Origin of the sequence: Halorubrum tebenquichense DSM 14210, from assembly GCF_000337415.1 — an archaeon.
Lineage (GTDB): Archaea > Halobacteriota > Halobacteria > Halobacteriales > Haloferacaceae > Halorubrum > Halorubrum tebenquichense.
Genome location: NZ_AOJD01000079.1, coordinates 27,194 through 45,595 on the forward strand (window position 1 = coordinate 27,194; position 18,402 = coordinate 45,595).

16 protein-coding genes and 1 pseudogene are annotated in these 18,402 nt (G+C 63.7%); all 17 read left to right on the top strand.

Translation table 11 applies throughout. The features are described from left to right. Positions 1–139: 139 nt before the first annotated feature. On the top strand, positions 140–385 hold the full coding sequence (locus C472_RS15065) for a 4Fe-4S ferredoxin N-terminal domain-containing protein (protein ID WP_006630717.1): 246 nt from the start codon (positions 140–142) through the stop codon (positions 383–385). Further along, positions 378–3,116, top strand: a complete 2,739-nt coding sequence (locus C472_RS15070; RefSeq protein ID WP_006630718.1) for a molybdopterin-containing oxidoreductase family protein — start codon at positions 378–380, stop codon at positions 3,114–3,116. Before C472_RS15065 ends, C472_RS15070 begins: the two co-directional genes overlap by 8 nt. Continuing rightward, positions 3,116–3,997 (top strand): 4Fe-4S dicluster domain-containing protein, encoded by an 882-nt coding sequence (locus tag C472_RS15075; RefSeq protein WP_049906788.1) that lies wholly within the window; start codon positions 3,116–3,118, stop codon positions 3,995–3,997. Before C472_RS15070 ends, C472_RS15075 begins: the two co-directional genes overlap by 1 nt. Next, entirely contained in the window at positions 3,994–5,286 is a 1,293-nt protein-coding gene (gene nrfD, locus C472_RS15080; RefSeq protein ID WP_006630720.1) for an NrfD/PsrC family molybdoenzyme membrane anchor subunit, read from the top strand. The genes C472_RS15075 and nrfD overlap by 4 nt, the downstream gene beginning before the upstream one ends. Continuing rightward, a complete protein-coding gene (locus tag C472_RS15085; protein WP_006630721.1) occupies positions 5,283–5,963 on the top strand; it encodes a TorD/DmsD family molecular chaperone in 681 nt (226 codons plus the stop codon). The genes nrfD and C472_RS15085 overlap by 4 nt, the downstream gene beginning before the upstream one ends. 2 nt (positions 5,964–5,965) lie before the next feature. Further along, positions 5,966–6,337 carry a hypothetical protein gene (locus C472_RS15090; RefSeq protein ID WP_006630722.1) on the top strand — a complete coding sequence of 124 codons (372 nt, stop codon included), beginning with the start codon at positions 5,966–5,968 and terminating at the stop codon, positions 6,335–6,337. Between the two features lie 2 nt (positions 6,338–6,339). Next, on the top strand, positions 6,340–7,398 hold the full coding sequence (locus C472_RS15095) for an Mrp/NBP35 family ATP-binding protein (protein ID WP_006630723.1): 1,059 nt from the start codon (positions 6,340–6,342) through the stop codon (positions 7,396–7,398). A 176-nt stretch (positions 7,399–7,574) separates the two neighbouring features. Beyond that, complete coding sequence (locus tag C472_RS15100) at positions 7,575–8,495, top strand: extracellular solute-binding protein (RefSeq protein ID WP_006630724.1); 921 nt, start codon at positions 7,575–7,577, stop codon at positions 8,493–8,495. After that, positions 8,492–9,313, top strand: a complete 822-nt coding sequence (locus C472_RS15105; RefSeq protein WP_006630725.1) for an ABC transporter permease — start codon at positions 8,492–8,494, stop codon at positions 9,311–9,313. Before C472_RS15100 ends, C472_RS15105 begins: the two co-directional genes overlap by 4 nt. Next, positions 9,310–10,449, top strand: a complete 1,140-nt coding sequence (locus C472_RS15110; RefSeq protein ID WP_006630726.1) for an ABC transporter ATP-binding protein — start codon at positions 9,310–9,312, stop codon at positions 10,447–10,449. Before C472_RS15105 ends, C472_RS15110 begins: the two co-directional genes overlap by 4 nt. A 268-nt stretch (positions 10,450–10,717) precedes the next feature. After that, the gene (locus C472_RS15115; protein ID WP_006630727.1) at positions 10,718–11,485 is read left to right on the top strand and encodes an MIP/aquaporin family protein; all 768 of its coding nucleotides are present in this window, start codon (positions 10,718–10,720) and stop codon (positions 11,483–11,485) included. A 256-nt stretch (positions 11,486–11,741) separates the two neighbouring features. After that, positions 11,742–12,323, top strand: a complete 582-nt coding sequence (locus tag C472_RS15120) for a Rieske 2Fe-2S domain-containing protein (RefSeq protein ID WP_082238286.1) — start codon at positions 11,742–11,744, stop codon at positions 12,321–12,323. A gap of 2 nt (positions 12,324–12,325) precedes the next feature. Continuing rightward, a complete protein-coding gene (locus tag C472_RS15125; RefSeq protein WP_006630729.1) occupies positions 12,326–14,911 on the top strand; it encodes an arsenate reductase (azurin) large subunit in 2,586 nt (861 codons plus the stop codon). Next, positions 14,908–15,579 carry an FKBP-type peptidyl-prolyl cis-trans isomerase gene (locus C472_RS15130; protein ID WP_006630730.1) on the top strand — a complete coding sequence of 224 codons (672 nt, stop codon included), beginning with the start codon at positions 14,908–14,910 and terminating at the stop codon, positions 15,577–15,579. Before C472_RS15125 ends, C472_RS15130 begins: the two co-directional genes overlap by 4 nt. A gap of 198 nt (positions 15,580–15,777) precedes the next feature. Next, on the top strand, positions 15,778–16,233 hold the full coding sequence (locus C472_RS15135) for a RidA family protein (protein ID WP_049906791.1): 456 nt from the start codon (positions 15,778–15,780) through the stop codon (positions 16,231–16,233). 97 nt (positions 16,234–16,330) lie between these two features. Next, positions 16,331–17,586, top strand: a pseudogene (locus C472_RS18100) (arsenic resistance protein). Between the two features lie 278 nt (positions 17,587–17,864). Continuing rightward, positions 17,865–18,368, top strand: a complete 504-nt coding sequence (locus C472_RS15145; protein WP_082238287.1) for an arsenate-mycothiol transferase ArsC — start codon at positions 17,865–17,867, stop codon at positions 18,366–18,368. Positions 18,369–18,402 lie beyond the last annotated feature (34 nt).

Here is an 18,402-nt window from a genome sequence, read left to right on the forward strand (position 1 = left end):
CGCGCTTCGCGGTGCCTGCTCGCGGGGATCACTCACGCCGGTCGGTACGGCTGTGCAACGCCGAGGATCTGCTAATAGTATATAAACACCTGTAGTATTCAGGAGTATCTACTGGGGGGCCGGGTTGTAATTCACAGATATGCGTCGAGACCATGAGGCTCCACCCGATATCGAAGACGCCAAGTTCGACGGCTGGGCCGAGAACCGGCTCGGCGACGTCGAACATGACACAGAACTGGGCAAAAAAATGGGAAAAGACGCCATCCGCCTTGCTCGGGGCGAGATGAGCGAAGAGGAGTTCCACGAGAAGTACCACGAGCAGGTAAAAAACGAGTTCGGTGTCGACGATCGACCGACGAAACCGGAGGGGTTCGACGATGAGTAGCGACGGACTCGACCTGACGAGGCGGGACGCGCTGAAGGCCGGCGGCGTCGCGGCCGCGGCGCTGGGGATCGGCGGCAGCGCGTCATTCCTGCAGGAGGCCGAAGCGCAGTCGACTAGCCTGGAGTACGAGGAGGTGCCGACGGCCTGCTGGATCGGGAAGATGGACTGTTCGGCCACCGCAAAGAAGGTCGGCAACCGAGTGATCAAGTACGAAGGCAATCCAGAGGATCCGCGGACAGAGGGCTCGCTCTGTCCGAAGGGACAGGCCCAGATCGAGCAGGTTTACAACCCCTACCGGGTCAAGGCCCCGCTGAAGCGGACCAACGAGAAGGGCCAGCATGGCGAGTGGCAGGAGATCAGCTGGGACCAGGCGATGGACGAGATCGGCGAGGACCTGAAGGCGAAACTCGAAGACGACCCCCGGCGGGTGGTCTTCCAGGTCGGCCGAAAGAAATCGCCGCAGTGGCAGGAAGACGCTTGGGTCACAGGGACGAGCAATAAGTACGGCAGCATGGAGAAGTACGGCCACGGCGCGACCTGTTCCGACTCGGGATACCGCGCCCAGGAGCTGATGTTCGCCACCCACGGCGTCTCGGAGACCGACTTCGAGAACTGCGAGTTCTTCATCGGCTGGGGGCACAACATGACGCAGGGCGGTGGTGCACACCAGTGTCAGATCGTTTGGCCGAAGCAGATCGCGGACGCCCGCGACGACCAGGGAATGGAGACTGTCGCCATCGATCCACAGCGTCGTAACTCTGGGCCCTACACCGACCAGTGGCTCCCGATCGAGCCGGGCACGGACATGGCGTTCTGGCTGGCGTTCAACAGCGTCCTTGTTCGCGAGGGGTACATCGACGAGGAGTACCTCACGACCGCCACGAACGCGCCGTGTCTCGTCGCGACCGAAGGCGACGAGGAAGGCCACATCCTCCGGACCGACGACGCCGAAGACCCCGGCGAGGAGTACACCTGGGCCGACGGCGAACTGGTCTGGGACGAACAGGCCGGTGAAGCGGTTCCCCACGAGGAGGCGTCGTCGCCCGAGAACGTCGCGCTGGAAGGGACCTACGAGGTCGACGGGACCGAAGCGCGGCCGGCCTTCGACCTGTACCTCGACCAGATCTCTCAGTACGACCCCGAGTGGGCCGCCGATATCACCGATCTCGACGCCGACACCATCAACGAGCTCGCCGTGAAGTGGGGCGAGAAGGCGAAGATCGGTGCCACCGTCGAGGTCGACGGCATTGAGATCCCCTACCGGCCGGTGGGGATGCACGGCTACCACGTTGCCCAGCAGGAGATGGGGGTCCCGACGACGATGGCGCACTACCACGCCGCGATGCTGGTCGGGGCGGTCGACGTCGTCGGCTCCACGCGCGTCCGGAAGGCCAAGTACGACGGTCCCAAGGACTACCGCGAGCCGTTCCGCGATCAGGCGTTCCATCCCGAGAAGATCACACCGAACCCGGACGGACCGTCGCTGGGCGGGAGCATGTTCCACCCGATCGATTCGACGGCGTTCTCCCAGAGCCACGTCAGCCAGACGAACCCCGACAAGTACAACCTCCCCTACGAACCGGAGGAGATGGCGTGGATCGTCCAGATGGCCAACCCGGTCACCTCGGCTCCGGGAATCGAGACCGTCATCGAGAGCATGAGCAGGGTCGACACGACCGTCGTCGTCGACCCGTGGTTGAGCGAGACGGCCGACGTCGCCGCAGACTACGTGCTGCCGGCGGCAACCGCCGACAAGCTCCAAGGCCCGACGGGTGGCTGGAGCGGCTACGCCGACATCGAGCACATCCGGTTCCCCTCGATGGACCCGCTGTGGGACAGCAAGCCCGACGCAGAGATCTTCATTGAGATGGCCAAGGCGGTCGACGCCTACGAGGAGTACGTCCTCGACATCAACGACGAACTGGGACTCGACGGGACCGAGTACGCCTACTCCGGGGCTGACGAGACGCCCGACGACCCGAGCGAGTTCCTGCGTGACGGACTCGACCGGTGGGCGAAGACCAAGGGCAAGAGCCTCGACTGGTTCCGCGAGGGCAACGTCATCACCAACGAGTGGGACGTCGGAGACGGCAACCGGTACGCCTACACCTGGGGGATGGACAACGGCTACGGCGAATTCAATCCCTACGACGCCAAACACGAGTTCTACAGCGAGACGCTGTTCCGACTCGGCGAGCGCGTCGAGGAGCTGTTCGACGACTCGAAGTTCGACGACCCCGAGTCGGAGTTCCCCTACCTCCAAGACTACAACGCGTACCCGACCTGGCGCCAGCCGACGTTCAAAAAATCCCCCGAGGAGTACGACTTGACGCTGTTCAGCTGGCACCAGATCGAGCACAAGCAGACCCGGACGGCGAACAACAAGCTGCTCAACGAAATCGCGCCGAAGAGCGCGTTTCGGCTGAACCCACAAGACGCGGACCGTATCGGTGTCGAGAACGGTGACGAGGTCGTCCTCGAAACCCACGACGCCCAGAACGACGAGGCGTATCAGGTAGGGGGCGTCGTGATGATCCAAGACGGCGTCAAACCCGGCACGGTCGGTGTCCCGCACCACCACGGGAGTTGGAAGGACCCCGAGAGCGAGGCGCTCGACGAGGGGCCGAGCATCAACTTCGCGATTCCCAGCGGGCCGGGCTACCTCGGCCTCGACAACGGCCAGGCCTTCCAGGTCCGTGCGAAGGTCGAGCCCAAGGGAGGTGACAACTGATGACACAACTCGGAATGGCGATCGACTTGGAGCGGTGTTACGGCTGCCGGGCCTGTATGGAGGCCTGTAAGGTCGAGAACAGCACGCCTCGCGGGGCGTTCTGGATGCACGTGTTCCGCTTCGAGGAGGGCGAAGCGCCGGAGACCACCCAGACCAACATGCCCCGGCCGTGCCAGCACTGCTCGGAGCCGTCCTGTGCGTCGGCCTGTCCGACCTCGGCGCGGTTCAAACGCGAGGAGGACGGTATCGTCCTCACTGACTACGACCGCTGTATCGGCTGTCGGTACTGCGAGATCGGCTGCCCGTACGGCGTCAACTACGCGCAGTTCGAACACCCTGAGGACGCTCAGTACGGCTACGGCTCCGAGTCCGTGGAACACGCCGGCGACGACACGCATGGCTCGGGCACCTTTGCGGAGGCGCTCGGCGACGAGGCGCCCGGCGAGGGTAAGCCGCCGTGGCACGACCCGATCCACGATCAGCCTGTCGAGCCGCGGGGGACGCAGATGTCCGGCCCGCAGCCTGAGGGCGTGATGAGCAAGTGTACGATGTGTGCGCACCGGCAGGACAACCCGGAACGCGGCCAACAGGGGACGACCGCCTGCGCGCAGACATGTCCCGTCGACGCGATCAAGTTCGGAGACATGGAAGACCCGGATAGCGAACCCCGACAGCACCTCAAAGAAAAGAGTTCGTCGTCGACGTTCAAATTGCTCGAAGACCGCGGCACCGAGCCGAATGTCGTCTACATCGGCGACGAGCCCGGTGACGACGCCCGCACCATCGAGGACGCGGACACGTTCAAGGACCCGCAGGAGGCCATCGAGATCGAAAAGAACCCGCCTGAGAGCCGCTCGACCGACGTGGAGGTGGGCCAATGAGTACCCCGACCAGCTCGGACCGGCGGACGGCGACGCTCGTCGATCCCGGCCCCCGCTACTACGCCATGTTGGCGATCGCCGGGCTCGTCGTGCTCGCGATGGTGTACAGCTTTGTGACCGTCCTGACACAGGGTCACGGAATCACCGGGTTACACAACTGGGGGACCGACGGCGGCGTCCCGTGGGGTCTCGATATCGGCGCGTTCAGCTGGTGGTCGGCGATGGGCGTCGGCGCCATCGCGTTGTCGGCGCTCATCCGCGTGTTCCGCATCGACGACTACCGACCGTACGCCCGGATCGGCGAGCTGCTGACGCCGCTGGCGTTCGGGGTCGGGTTCCTACACATCGTCTTCGACCTCGGGCAGCCCTTCCGCGTGCTCAACACGCTCATCTACCTGCCCCTACAGTCGCCGATCGCGTGGGACGTGATCCTGTTGGCGGGACTCGGGACGATTTCCGTCATCTACCTGATCGCGTCGCTCCGCGCGGACGTCTACGACCTCGCCGAGCGGGACGCGCTTCCGGCGGCGCTCGATCCGGTCTACGACGCGCTGCTGATCGGCTACGAACCGTCGGAAAATAAAGCGGGGAAAGACCTCGCGTGGTGGCTCGGAGCGCTTGTCCTCGTGTTCATCCCGGTCGTCGGCGGCGGGGTCGTCCCGCTGCTGTGGGGCCCCCTCGGTGTCAACATCAACTGGTTCGGTGCGATTCAGGGACCGACGTTCCTCGCGGCGAGCATGACGACTGGCGCGGCCGCGGTGCTGTTCGTCGGCTGCGTGCTCCGCTATGCGTACGGGCTCGACGACGTGTTCACCGACTACACGCTCCGGCGGCTCGGTGCCGTGACCGGTGCGTTCGCGTTCACCTACCTGCTGGGAACGTTCTACGAGATTCAGACCGGCTCGTTCGCGGCCGACATGGCTGATCCGAACGTCACCGCTCTCGTCTTCGAGGGACCGCTCGCGCCCCTGCTGGTGCTCGCGATCATCGCAATCGTCATTCCGACGGCGTACCTCACGATACAGCACGCCAGCGACCGATTCAGTCTGCTGGGAACGGTCCTCCTGACGGGCGTCATGCTCGTCGGAATCCTTCACCAGGAGACGTGGCTGATCGTCGGCGGGCTGATGTACCCCGACCTGCTGTACCCGGTCGGCGAGTACACGCCCTCGATCTACGAGTGGCTGAACCTGATGGGGACGACCGCGCTCGTCGCGCTCGTCCTGCTGGTGTTCGCCAAGACGCTCCCGATAGTCTCCGACCCCGCAGAGGTGAGATCGGACCGATGAGTTCCACGAACACGGAACGCGAGGCGGACGATCCCGCGTCGCGGGAGCCGGAGAAGCCGTTCGACGAGAGCCCGGTCGACGCACGGGTGTATCGTCTCCTCGGCGAGCAGCTGCTCACTCGGCCCGACCGCGAGCGGGTCGACGCCGTCGGGGCGTGGGCGCGGGAGTGGCTGGCGACTGCCGACTCGCTGCCGGTGGAGATCGAAACCGCTCTCAGGCGGATCGCCGACGGAAGCGAGGCCGACATCGAACCGCTCCGAACGGCCTACACGCACCTCTTCCGTGGGGTCTCCGAGAGCGACCCCGACCCGCCGTACGAGTCGATGTACGTCGGCAGCGGGTTCTACAGCGAGACGACCACCGAGATCAGGCAGGGCTACCGGTGGGCCGGCGTGGACGTCGACACCGCTGCCGGCAACGAGCCGCCGGACCATCTCGGCCTCGAACTACAGTTCCTCGGTGAACTGATGACGATGGATGATACCGAGGCCGACTCTGACGAGCCCGACGTCGAGGACGCCAAGTGGTGGCTGCTGTACGAACACTTGGCCGAGTGGGTCCCGACCTACATGGCACGGATCCAGCAGGCCGACCCGCACGACTACTACGCGGGGCTCGTCGAACTCGCTCTCGCGCTGGTGAACGCCCACTGCGATCGGCTCGAGGGACGGAGGTAACGATGCACAATACCGACGTCGTCTACGAGATCGAGTTCGAAGCGGCCGACGACCGCCGTGAACGGCTCGACGCGTGGGTCGCGACGGACATCGTCGAATGGGCCGGGCACGAATCGGTCGCCGCTTTCGAGGTGCTCACCGGTGGCCGACGGGCGTCCGCGGACTCGAAGTTCGTCTTCGAGTTCGACACGCTCCGCGACTGGGCGGCGTTCGTCGAGAGCGACGCCCATGAGACCGCAGTCGACAATCTTAGTGCGTTGACGACCGAGACGGAAACCGCGCTGTGGCGTCGCAGCTCCGTGTCGCTCGATCTGACCGTCGACGACGACAGTGAAATCCGACCGTACGCGGCCCAATCGAACCCAGTGATATGACAATGACAGTAGATTTATACGACGCGCTCGCCCGAGTCGACGATCCGATCCTCAACGACGACATCGTCTCGCTCAACCTCGTCGGTGACATCGAAATCGACGGGGATACCGCCCACGTCCCGCTCGCGCTTGGCGCACCGCACTCGCCGGTCGAGACCCAGATCACCGAAGACGTTCGAGCCGTCGTTCGGGAGGAGGGATACGAGCCGTCGCTGTCGGTCGACATCGACGACCAGACGCCCGCCGGCGTCGTCGACGGCGCGCCGAACGTGATTGCCGTCTCCTCCGGCAAGGGCGGCGTCGGGAAGAGTACCGTCGCGGTGAACCTCGCGACAGCGATGGCCGAGCGAGGGGCAAACGTCGGGCTGTTCGACGCCGACGTGTACGGCCCGAACATCCCGCGGATGCTCGGCGTTCACGACCACCCGGGGATGGCGGAGGATGACGAGACGATCATCCCGGTCGAGAGACACGGGCTCAAGCTGATGAGCATCGGTTTCCTCGTCGGCGAGGACGACCCGGTCATCTGGCGGGGCGCTATGGTCGACAAGGTGCTCACGCAGCTGTGGCACGACACTGAGTGGGGCGACCTCGACTACTTCGTCGTCGACCTGCCGCCAGGAACGGGCGACGCGCAGCTGACGATGCTCCAACAGATGCCGGTGTTGGGGGCGCTCGTCGTGACGACGCCACAGGACATCTCGCTGGACAACGCACGGAAGGGCGTCCGGATGTTCGACAGACATGACGCGTCGGTGCTGGGCGTCGTCGAGAACATGAGCGGCTTCGTCTGTGACGAGTGCGGAAAACGACACGACGTGTTCGCGAGCGGTGGGGGCCAACGACTCGCTGACGAGTTCGATCACCCGCTTCTCGCTCAGATTCCGCTTGATCCAGCGATCCAAGAGGGATGTGAGGTCGGCGAGCCCATCGTCTCCGACGGCGACTCGGAGCCGGCACGAGCGTTCCGAGAACTCGCCGAGCAGACGATGGATCAGGTCGGTCGAGAGCGGCGACGCTCGCACGCCGGGGGTGCCGTCGAGATTGAACCGGAGCCGTAGCAACGCGACGGGGTCTCCGGACGTCGAACGTCGGTCGATTGCCGTCCGGTTCGGCGTCGTAACCGGACTCGGTCGCAGGTGACGCGGATCCGGCGATGGCGTAATCTTAAACCATTACTTCTCACGAAATAGTAACGAGAGTGGGTTATATGACGCCGAGAACCGAAGCGTTCTCCATGCGATCGCGTTCGCGACGGTCGGTCCTCGCAGCGCTCGCCGCCGGGGGCGGACTCGGGATCGCCGGCTGTCTCGGCAGCGACGAGGCCGTGTCGATCCTCGCCGCCGGGAGCCTCGCGGTCCTCGTCGATGACCACCTCGGCGCGCGGTTCGAATCCGAGACGGGGATCGCCTGTCGCGGGGAGTACTACGGCACGAACGCGGTGATGCGAATGGTGACCGACGGCCGGAAGTATCCCGACGTCGTCGTGAGCGCGGACGCCGGTCTCTTGCGCGATCGGCTGTACGACAGCCACACCGCGTGGGATATCTCGTTCGCGTCCAACGTCGTCGGGATCGCCTACGCCCCCGACACGCGGTTCGGGGAACGACTGGAGGCGGGCGACCCGTGGTACGAGGTGGCGCGTGAGGCCGACCCCGGTGCCCTCGCGATAAGCGACCCCGACCTCGACCCCCTCGGCTACCGCGCCATCCACGCGTTCCGACTGGCCGAGCGGGAACACGAGCTCGACGGCTTCGCCGAGACGGTCACGGACGCCGCCTACCAAGAGCCTGAGGAGCCGCAGTTGCTCGCCGGCGTCGAGACGGGGAACCGCGCCGCGGCGGTCGTCTACCGGAACATGGCCACGGACCACGGGCTTCCGTTTCAGCCGTTCCCGGAGGCGTACGACTTCTCGGACCCGGACTACGCCGATCGTTACGCCGAGGTCTCGTACACGACGGACGAGGGGTACACGGCGACCGGGAGACCGACCGTGTACAACGCGACGGTCCTCGAGAGCGCGGACTCGCCGGACGCCGGGCGCGAGTTCGTCCGGTTCCTCGCGAACGCCGACGAGACCCTCCGCGAGAACGGGTTTGAGACGGACGGGTTCCCGAGCACGCACGGCGACGTTCCCGCCGAGGTGACGGACGGATGAGCCTCGTCGACGCGACCCGATCGGTCACGAACTCCCGGCGGCTGCCGCCGCTGCTGGCCTTCGGGCTCCTCGGCGGGATCCTGCTCGTCTACTTCGCGCTTCCCTTCGTGGCGTTTCTCGGCCGAACCGGATCGGTCCCCGTCGTCGAGACCCTGTTGCAGGCCGGGAGCCGGACCGCAATCCGGAACTCGCTTCTCACCGCGCCGGTCGCCACCGCGATCGCGACCGTGTTGGGCGTTCCGCTCGCGTACGTCCTCGCGCGCGAGACGTTCCCGGGGAAGCGGCTCATCGAAGCGCTCGTCGTGCTCCCGCTCGTCGTCCCGCCGGTCGTCGGCGGGGCGATGCTGCTCAGCGTGGTGGGCCGGTTCACGCCAATCGGCGCCGCCGCGGCGCGCGTGGGAGTGCCGGTGACGGACAGCCTCCTCGGCGTCGTGCTCGCGCAGACGTTCGTCGCCGCGCCGTTCGTGGTGATCACCGCTCGCGCCGGATTCGGGGCCGTCGACGAGCGTCTCGAACAGGCATCCAGATCGCTCGGATACGGACCGATAGCCACGTTCAGGCGCGTGTCGCTTCCCCTCGCGAGTCGAGCGATCGTCGCCGGGGTCGTGCTCACGTTCGCACGGGCAATCGGCGAGTTCGGCGCCACGATGATGGTCGCGTACAACCCCCGGACGATGCCGACACGGATCTGGGTCGATTTCATCGCCGGCGGTATCGACGCGATCGTCCCGCTCGCGCTCGCTCTGTTGGCGGTCACGCTCGTCGTGGTCGTCACGGTACAGCGGTTCGCCGGAGTTCCGACCGTGGTGGACCGATGACCCTCGAACTCGACGGGCTGACCCATCGGTACGGGAGCGAGCGCGCCCTCAACGACGTGTCGCTCGCGCTGGAGGACGGGGAGCTCGTCGCGCTGCTCGGGCCGAGCGGCTGCGGGAAGACGACCGTCGTCCAGGCGATCGCCGGGCACCTCGACCCGGCGTCCGGTCGAGTGTCGCTCCGCGGAACTGATGTTACCGGCGTGCCGCCGGAGGATCGAAACGTCGGGATCGTCTTCCAGTCTCCGACGCTGTACCCCCACATGACCGTCGGAGAGAACGTCGCGTACGGACTGGAAAGCGGTGATCTCACGGCCGGTCAGGTGAGCGGACGCGTCGATCGGTACCTCGAACTGGTCGAGCTCGCCGACAGGCGAGACGCGTCTCCGAAGTCGCTCAGCGGGGGCGAGGCCCGTCGTGTCGAACTCGCTCGTGCACTCGCTCCCGAGCCGGACGTCCTCCTGCTCGACGAACCGCTGTCGGCGCTCGATAAGGGGCTTCGAGCGCGCCTCCGCGACGAGATCGTCCGCATCCAGCGGGAGACGGGCGTGACGACGCTGTTCGTTACCCACGATCAGGAGGACGCAATGTCGGTCGCGGATCGGCTCGTCGTCCTCCGCGACGGGGTGGTCGTCGCGGCCGGACCGCCCAGACGGCTCTACGAATCGCCCCCGAACCGCTTCGTCGCGTCGTTTCTCGGACGCTCGAACGAGCTCTCGGCGAGGGTCGAGAGCGACGAGTCGTCAACGGTGACGATCGGCGGGGCTGAAGTCGCCCTCGACGAGGTCCCGAGCGAGGTCACCGATACCGCCCGCGCGACGGTTCACATCCGACCGAGCGATCTGACGGTCGAGGCCGCTACGCAGCCCGACGGAACGTCGGGCGTCACTCGTGACGCGTTGGATCGGTCGGGCGCATCGGCCGACGGAGGTCAATCTGACGACCGATCGAGAGCGCTCGAGATGCGAGGTACAGTGACGCGGGTACGTGACGTGGGGCGCCGCTACGATGTCCGTGTGGAACTCGACTTGGGCGAGGTAGTAACCGTTGAGATGCACCGAGACAAACTGTCCCAGTCCGATCGGGTGACCGTCTCCGCCGCGGCAAGTGATCTCTCAGTGTTTCTTGTCTCGAATTGACCACACATTCGTATTAGATAATATTCACACATGAGTGCGGATACCGACCCCGTAATCTATTACATCGTTTCTGATTACAAAATACGGCGACCAGAGTCGCGCTTCCGTGACTATCGCCTACAACTCCGCGTCTCATTCGCCACTCGGCGTCTTACTCATCCTCACGTGAGCGGTCGCTCATCTCACGCTTCTTGGAATTAAAATATCTGTGCGAGGGATCCGTTTCACTTTAATAGATGAATAGATATAAATCTATTGGAGTAGTAGAATGCATCCATACATCGCCGAGATCATCGGAACAGCGATCCTCATTATCTTCGGAGGAGGCGTCGTCGCCAACGTCGTTCTCAACGAGACGAAAGGAAACGGCGGCGGGTGGATCGTCATCACGTGGGGATGGGCGATCGGGGTGTTCATGGGAGTGTTCACCGTCAGCCAAGTCAGTGGTGGCCACATTAACCCCGCCGTGACGATCGGTCTCGCCGCCGCCGGGTTGTTCGATTGGGCGCAGGTTCCCGCATACATCGCCGCACAGACCGTTGGCGGATTCCTTGGCGGCGTGGTGGTGTGGCTGGCGTACAAGGACCACTTCGCCGCCACGGAAGACGAGGCGGTGAAGCTGGCGATCTTCTCGACCAGTCCCGAAATACGGAACTATTCGGCCAACCTGCTGACCGAGATCATCGGGACGTTCGTCCTGGTTTTCGGCGTTCTCTACCTGAACTCCGCCGGGTTCTTCGACGCCGCGTCGGGTGAAGTGCTCCAGTCAATCACCATCGACGGCCAGGAGGTCGGATTCGGCCTCGGCGCGCTGTCGGCGCTTCCGGTCGCGCTCGTCGTGCTCGGTATCGGACTGTCGTTGGGCGGTCCCACCGGCTACGCTATCAACCCCGCACGTGACCTCGGACCGCGCGTCGCGCACGCGATCCTCCCGTTTCCGGGTAAGGGACCGTCGGACTGGGCGTACTCGTGGGTGCCGATCGTGGGACCGATCCTCGGAGCCCTCCTCGCGGCCGGGCTCTATCATCTGCTGTGAGCTGAGAGTCAGGTGTGTCACGTCCACCTATTTCGGTTGGACAACCATCCCTCCACGGCGTACGGTGTCGACTCTAGCACTACTTGTTTGGGAGTATCCTCAATCGAGTGCCGATAACGACTCCGAGTTCGATCGAGCCGGATCATCTAGTTTGTACTGCTTGCGGGTTACGATGATGACTCTCATAGATCGGATCATATCGAGATGTCGATAAGAGAAAGATACAAGTGTTCATATACTGAATCGGGATTACAGCATGAATGATAATGATGGTTCTATCAGCCGGCGGCGGTTGCTCGGTGCCGTCGGAACGGCGGGCGCGGCGTCCGTCGCGGGGTGCGGGTTCCAAGCGCCCACCGCGGAGGAGGAGTCACCGGCCGAGTCGCCGACCGAACGCGTCGCCCGGCTCGATCGGTACCCCCGTATCCTCGTGGGGAGCGTTGGCGACCTCGGGGACGGTGACGTAGAGACGTTCGAGTATCCCCTCGAAGGAACGCGTAACTTCCTCACTCGGATCGAGGGAGAGGCGTGGGATGGAGTCGGCTCGGACGGGGATATTGTCGCGTACAACGGCCTCTGTACACATATGGGCTGTAGCGTCGAAGGGCTGGTCGACCCCGGTCAGGAGATGGCCGGTCCCTGTTCGTGTCACTACACGACGTTCGATCTCTCGAAAGGCGGGATGGTCGTCAGCGGAGCCGCGACGACCGACCTCCCCCAAGTGCGCCTCGACGTCGAAGACGGCGACATCTACGCGACGGGGATCGACGGGCTCGTGTACGGCTACCGAAACAACCTGCGGGACGGAACCCCGATCGAAGCCGCCGCGGAGGAGTAATCATGGCCGCAGACAATCCGAACACCAGCGAGGTACCCATTCCTCCCACGGACGCTGAGCGCAGCACGCGATCGTGCCGGTACTGTATCGTCGGCTGTGGGTACGAGGTCTACAAGTGGCCGGTCGGCGAGGAGGGTGGTCCGTCGGCCGACGAGAACGCGCTGGGGATCGACTACCCGGCGGGCTACGGCGAATGGCCCTCGCCGAACATGCACGAGATCATCAAGGAGAACGGGCGGGAGTACCACGTCCTGTTCAAACCGGACACCGAGTATCCGGTCAACGAGAGCGGCTCGCACTCGGTTCGCGGGGGCACGCAGGCGCAGTCGCTGTACTCCCCGAACAACGAGGACTACGACGACCGCCTGAAACAGCCGCAGATCCGGATCGGCGGCGACCTCGTCACCGTCGACTGGGACACCGCTATCGAGGCGTGGGCCCGCGCCACCGAGATCGCCACCGAAAACGGCGAGAACCCGAACGGCTACGGGCAGAAGCTGTACTTCTATCAGTTCATCGAGAACACCTTCGCCGGGACGAAGCTCTGTTACGATGTCATCGGCTCACCCAACTGGGGCGGCCACAACCGCCCTGCCCTCACACCGGAGTGTCCCGGACTGGTCAACGCCGGCCTCGCGGAGTGGTCCTATGCTTACGAGGACGCCGCGGAGGCCGACACCATCGTGCTGGCGGGGGCGGACCCCAAGGAGAACCAGGACGTCATCTTCAGCCGATGGATCGACGAGCAGGGTGATGCCGACATCGTGTTCATCGATCCGCGAAAGAAGTTCACCGCGAACTACGCCGAGAACAACGGCGGGATCCACCTCCAGGTCAACGAGGCGACGGATCCGATCCTCTTGAACGCCATCGCCCGGCATATCGTCGATCAGGGCTGGCACGACGAGGAGTTCATCGAAGAGTGGGTGATGGCGGACCGCGAGACGATCGACGAGGAGGGGTGGTACCAAGAGGAACTCGGCATGACACCCGAGGAGTACTACGACCTCCTGGACGATCCCCGCTACGCCCCCGAAAACGCCGCAGAGACGACCGGTGTCCCGGCCGAGGACATCCGCGAGGCCGCCGAACTCATCGCCCAGCCCAACGATGAGGAGACGAACACGCTGTTCATGCTGGAGAAGGGACTCATCTGGGGATGGTCCCACGAGAACACCGGCGCGATGGCGAACCTGACGCTCATCACCGGTAGCGTCGGTCGCCCCGGTACCGGAATCACCCGCGCTGGGGGCCACCAAGAGGGCTTCTGGACGAACGGAGCCGAAGGCGACGTCATCGCCGAGAGTTCGACACAGACCTTCGACGGCGAGACGGTCGAGGGCGCGACGGTCGCGCCGAACACGGTCGAACGCATCAGGGACGGCGAGATCAGCCACTGGCACGTCATCGGTAACGATCCGGCTCGTCAGTCGTACGCGACGCAGGACCTCCGGAATGCGATGCGGGAGCGCACGAGCGGCGCGCAACCGCAGACCGCCGACATCGACGAGATCGAGCGTGCGTTCCGCGAGCGTATCGAATCGGGCGGCATGGTCGTAACCCATCAGGAGCTGTACGCCAACACGACGACCCAATACGCCGACATCGTCCTGCCGGCGACGGCGGTCGAATCCGGCGAGGGCGGCGATTACCACCGCTGGAACGGCGAACGTCGTTTCCGTCAGTATCAGGGCTTCATGGAGGGCCCCTCCGGCGCGAAGGAGGATTGGGAGATTTTCGCGATGATGGGCCGACGACTCGGTGCCGACGACATGGACTGGGAGGACTCCCGAGAGATCTTCAACCTGATCGCCGAGGAGTATCCGGGTGCCGGGGGTGATCACTCCCTCGAAGGGATCGCACCCGCCGCCGAAGCGAACGACATGACGCCGGCGGAGTACATGGAAACTGTCGATGAGGGCGTCCAACAGCCGATCTACGAGGAGAACGGTGAAGTACAGGGGACGCCCCGGGTCCATGCCCCGGACGGAGAACGCGAGGTCATGGATCACCGGTTCCACACGAGCACGGGCGAGGCGATCCTCCAGCGCGTCGACTGGGATCGGGTCGTCGATCCCGACGACGGGACGACGATCGGTGACGTCTACGAACAGCTCAGTCCCGGCGAGGACGAGATCTGGGTGACGAACGGCCGGCTCCAGCACCTCTGGCAGAACATGTACACCCACCAGCGACTGGAGTACATCCAGAAACGCTTCCCGCAGAACATCCTCCAGCTTCACCCCAACGACGCGGCCGAACGGGGGATCGAAGCCGGCGACCTCGTCGAGATCGTCAACGACGACGTCTTCAACATCCACGGCGAGAACACCGAGGGCAGCTTCACGGCGGTCGCCTATGTCGTCGACGAGGACGACGCGGCTCAGGGGCAGTCCGTCTCGGAGGGGCTGGCATACACCTACTGGCTGTATCCGGACCAAGTCAACAACGACGTCAACCCGGCGTACCTCGATCCCGCCAACCCCAATCCCGGCTACAAGTACGGGAAGGGGCGGATTAGACGCCTCGGCGAGAGCGAGGTCAAAGGCGAAATGAGCTTCAAGCCGATGAACATCGCTCCAGAATGACGAGCACAGAACACGCGGAGGGGCTCGCAGACGGAGACTTCGTCCGGATCGAATACACGGCCCGCGCCGCCGAGAGCGGTCACGTCGTGGACACCACGGATCCCGCGGTCGCCGCCGCCGCTGACATAGATGGCATTGACGCCGAGGGACCAATCGTCATCGTACTCGGTGAGGGACACGTGTTCGAACCGATCGAGGACGCGATACGAGCGGTCGGAGTCGGCGGGTCGACGACGGTCACCGTGGAGCCGGACGACGCGTTCGGCGAGCGTGACTCGAGCAAGCGCGAGACGGTACCGTCCGCGCTCGTTCCGGCAGACCAGCGCGAGGCCGGTCGGACTATCTCCGTCGCCGGCCGCGAGTGTGTGATCGAGTCCGTCGACGACGAGACCGCACATCTTGATTACAACCACTCGCTGGCGGGCGTTACGTTAGAGTACGACCTGTCGGTCGCCGGGCGGGTCACGGATCACGACCGAGTCGAGGCGCTCCGCGCGCTCCACGGACTCGACGCCGAGACGACGCTCTCAGACGGCCGACTCGCTGTCTCGATCACCGCGGCCGACCCGTCGCGAGAGCGCGATCGGCGACGTCGGGGGTTCATCCGCGATGCGGGACGGCTCCTCCCCGTCGATGCGCTGTCCGTGACAGAATCGTATTCAACGTAGACGTCCGCGGCGTCGGACGATCGGTTCCGTTCCAGTCTCGTTCGGCAGTACCCGCGGTAGGCTGTTTCCGTTCTCTATTGCGCGTTGTTTCGGCACCGACAGAGCTGTGCTCGCGTTCTGTCGTTCAAGACATGGCCCCATTGTCGACGCCTGAGTTTCTTCGAAGAGTTTTAATATATGAATAACTGTTCATCTATTATGGGTCAGCAGACAACCGAGATCGAGTCAGAGTCGAAGCACGAGAGCAAGATGAACATCGATCCGGCGCTGAGCGAGGAGAGCAAGCGCCAACGTGAAGGCACGAGTAATATCGGAGCGTTCGGGAAGCGAACCGGGTCGTCAGACCTGCGCTTTTTCGAGGGCATCCTTCCTGAAATCGATGGCCAAGTGTTGAGTGATCGCTCAATCGAAGAGCAGTTCTCGACCGCACTCGACAACCTCGAATCCGCGCTCGCCGACAATCGGAACGCGACGTTCGGCGACGTGATGAAACTCGAAATACAGCTCACAGAGCCGAGCGCCGCGGAAGCGATCGATCACGTCTACGAGTCGCGGTTCGACGACATCGAGCTCCCGCCGCGGACCGTCGTCGGCGTCTGCTCGCTCCCCGGCGGCGCAGACGTGCAACTCGACGTGATCGCGGCCGAAGAGTAACGACCGCTGCCGACGCACCCATTATGAGCACTCACCCGCCTACACACAGGTATCGCTCTCCTCCCGACTCACCCAACACGACGGGGGTGATGGCGTCGTGAGCGACGCCACTCACGAGCACGGGCCGAACTGCGACTGCGAGGCCTGCGGGGACCCGAGATCGATGGACTTCCTCGATAAGTACCTCACCGTCTGGATCTTCGGCGCGATGGCGATCGGGATCAGCCTCGGCTACGTTGCGCCGTCGGTGACCGGTCCGATTCAGGACCTCCATCTCGTGGAGATCGGCCTCGTGTTAATGATGTACCCACCACTCGCGAAGGTCAACTACGGGCAACTCCCCGCCGTCTTCAAGAACGTGAAAGTACTCGGGCTGAGCCTCATCCAGAACTGGCTCATCGGCCCCACACTGATGTTCGGATTGGCGGTCATCTTCTTTAGCGGTCTCGTTCCTGGACTGCCTGCCCGACCTGAGTTCTTCCTCGGGTTGGTGTTCATCGGGATGGCTCGCTGTATCGCGATGGTGTTGGTCTGGAACGAGCTCGCCGAGGGTTCGAACGAGTACGCCGCGGGGCTCGTCGCGTTCAATAGCGTTTTCCAGATCGTTACGTACGGCGTGTACATCTGGTTTTTCGCTCTATTCCTCCCTCCGATTCTGGGCATGGAATCGCTCGTTGCCGGCATTTCCGCATTCAATATTACACCGATACAGGTTTTCGAGGCGATCGCGATCTTCCTCGGGATCCCCTTCGCCGCCGGCATCCTCTCCCGATTCGTCGGCACGCGGGCGAAAGGTGTTGAATGNTCGCGATCTTCCTCGGGATCCCCTTCGCCGCCGGCATCCTCTCCCGATTCGTCGGCACGCGGGCGAAAGGTGTTGAATGGTACGAGGAGACGTTTGAACCCACGATCAGCCCGCTCACGCTGATCGCGCTGCTCTTTACAGTGATCGTGATGTTCGCGATGCAGGGCGAGCGCATCGTCGCGCAGCCAAGTGACGTCCTGCTCATCGCGGTGCCGCTCACGATCTACTTCGTCGTGATGTTCTTCGTCAGCTTCGGGATGGGCCGCGGGATCGGTGCCGACTACTCGACGACGACGGCGATCGGATTCACAGCGGCGTCGAATAACTTTGAGCTCGCGATCGCGGTTGCTGTCGCGGTGTTCGGCGTCGGCTCCGGGGTGGCGTTCGCGACCGTTATTGGTCCCCTGATTGAGGTACCAGTGCTGCTCGCCTTAGTCAAGGTGGCGCTATACCTCCAAGGGCGCTATGACTGGCGTGGGTACACGACCGGAAGCCTCAACGAATCTGTGAGTGAATCACCGAGTGAACCCGCGTTAGACGACGACTGATCACCCTACAGAACACGAAAGAATTTCTGATTTTGACCGACGGTAGCGGTCTGGTTGAGACCGTCAGTACGACGTTTTGACTTGGTATCCTGGATAGCAGGACAGTTCACCGACGAGCAGACCATTTGATACGAATTTTCAGCTCCGAGCAGATCCCACTGTAGCCTATCATCGGTTCCGCTCACTCTGCGAAATCAGGATCTGGGATCTATATCGATTAGTATGTGAATATTCCACACATATAAAGTATTTTATTTGTTTGACCGAGTCTGATTATAATGACAACTAACAAACTTCGGATCGACTTCGTTTGTGTTCACAACGCGGGGCGAAGCCAGATGGCTGCGGCGTTCGCGGAGCGCGAGCGCAGCGAACGGGGACTTGACGATGTCGTTGACATTCACTCCGGGGGAACGGACCCGGCCGATACGGTCCACAAGGAAGTCGTCGAGGCAATGGCGGAGGTCGGAATCGATATCTCGGATCGAACACCGGAGTACGTCGCCGACCTCGAGTATCTGAAGGAGACCCAGTATTTGATCACGATGGGATGTTCCATCAGTAAGTTCAACCCCGAGCAGTACGGCGTCGAGTCGCAGAGTTGGGATCTCGCTAACCCCGATGGTCAGGACATGGAGACGGTACGGGAGGTTCGAGACACAATCGAGACGAGAGTAGAAACACTGTTTGATGATGTCGAACGCCAAGCAACCGAGATGCGAGCCACTACAAACTCTTCGAACGGGATCGTCGGATCGCTTCGAGACGCGTGGTCGCGCTGACCAAGTGGCAAGAATATCTATCTCATTATCTCCT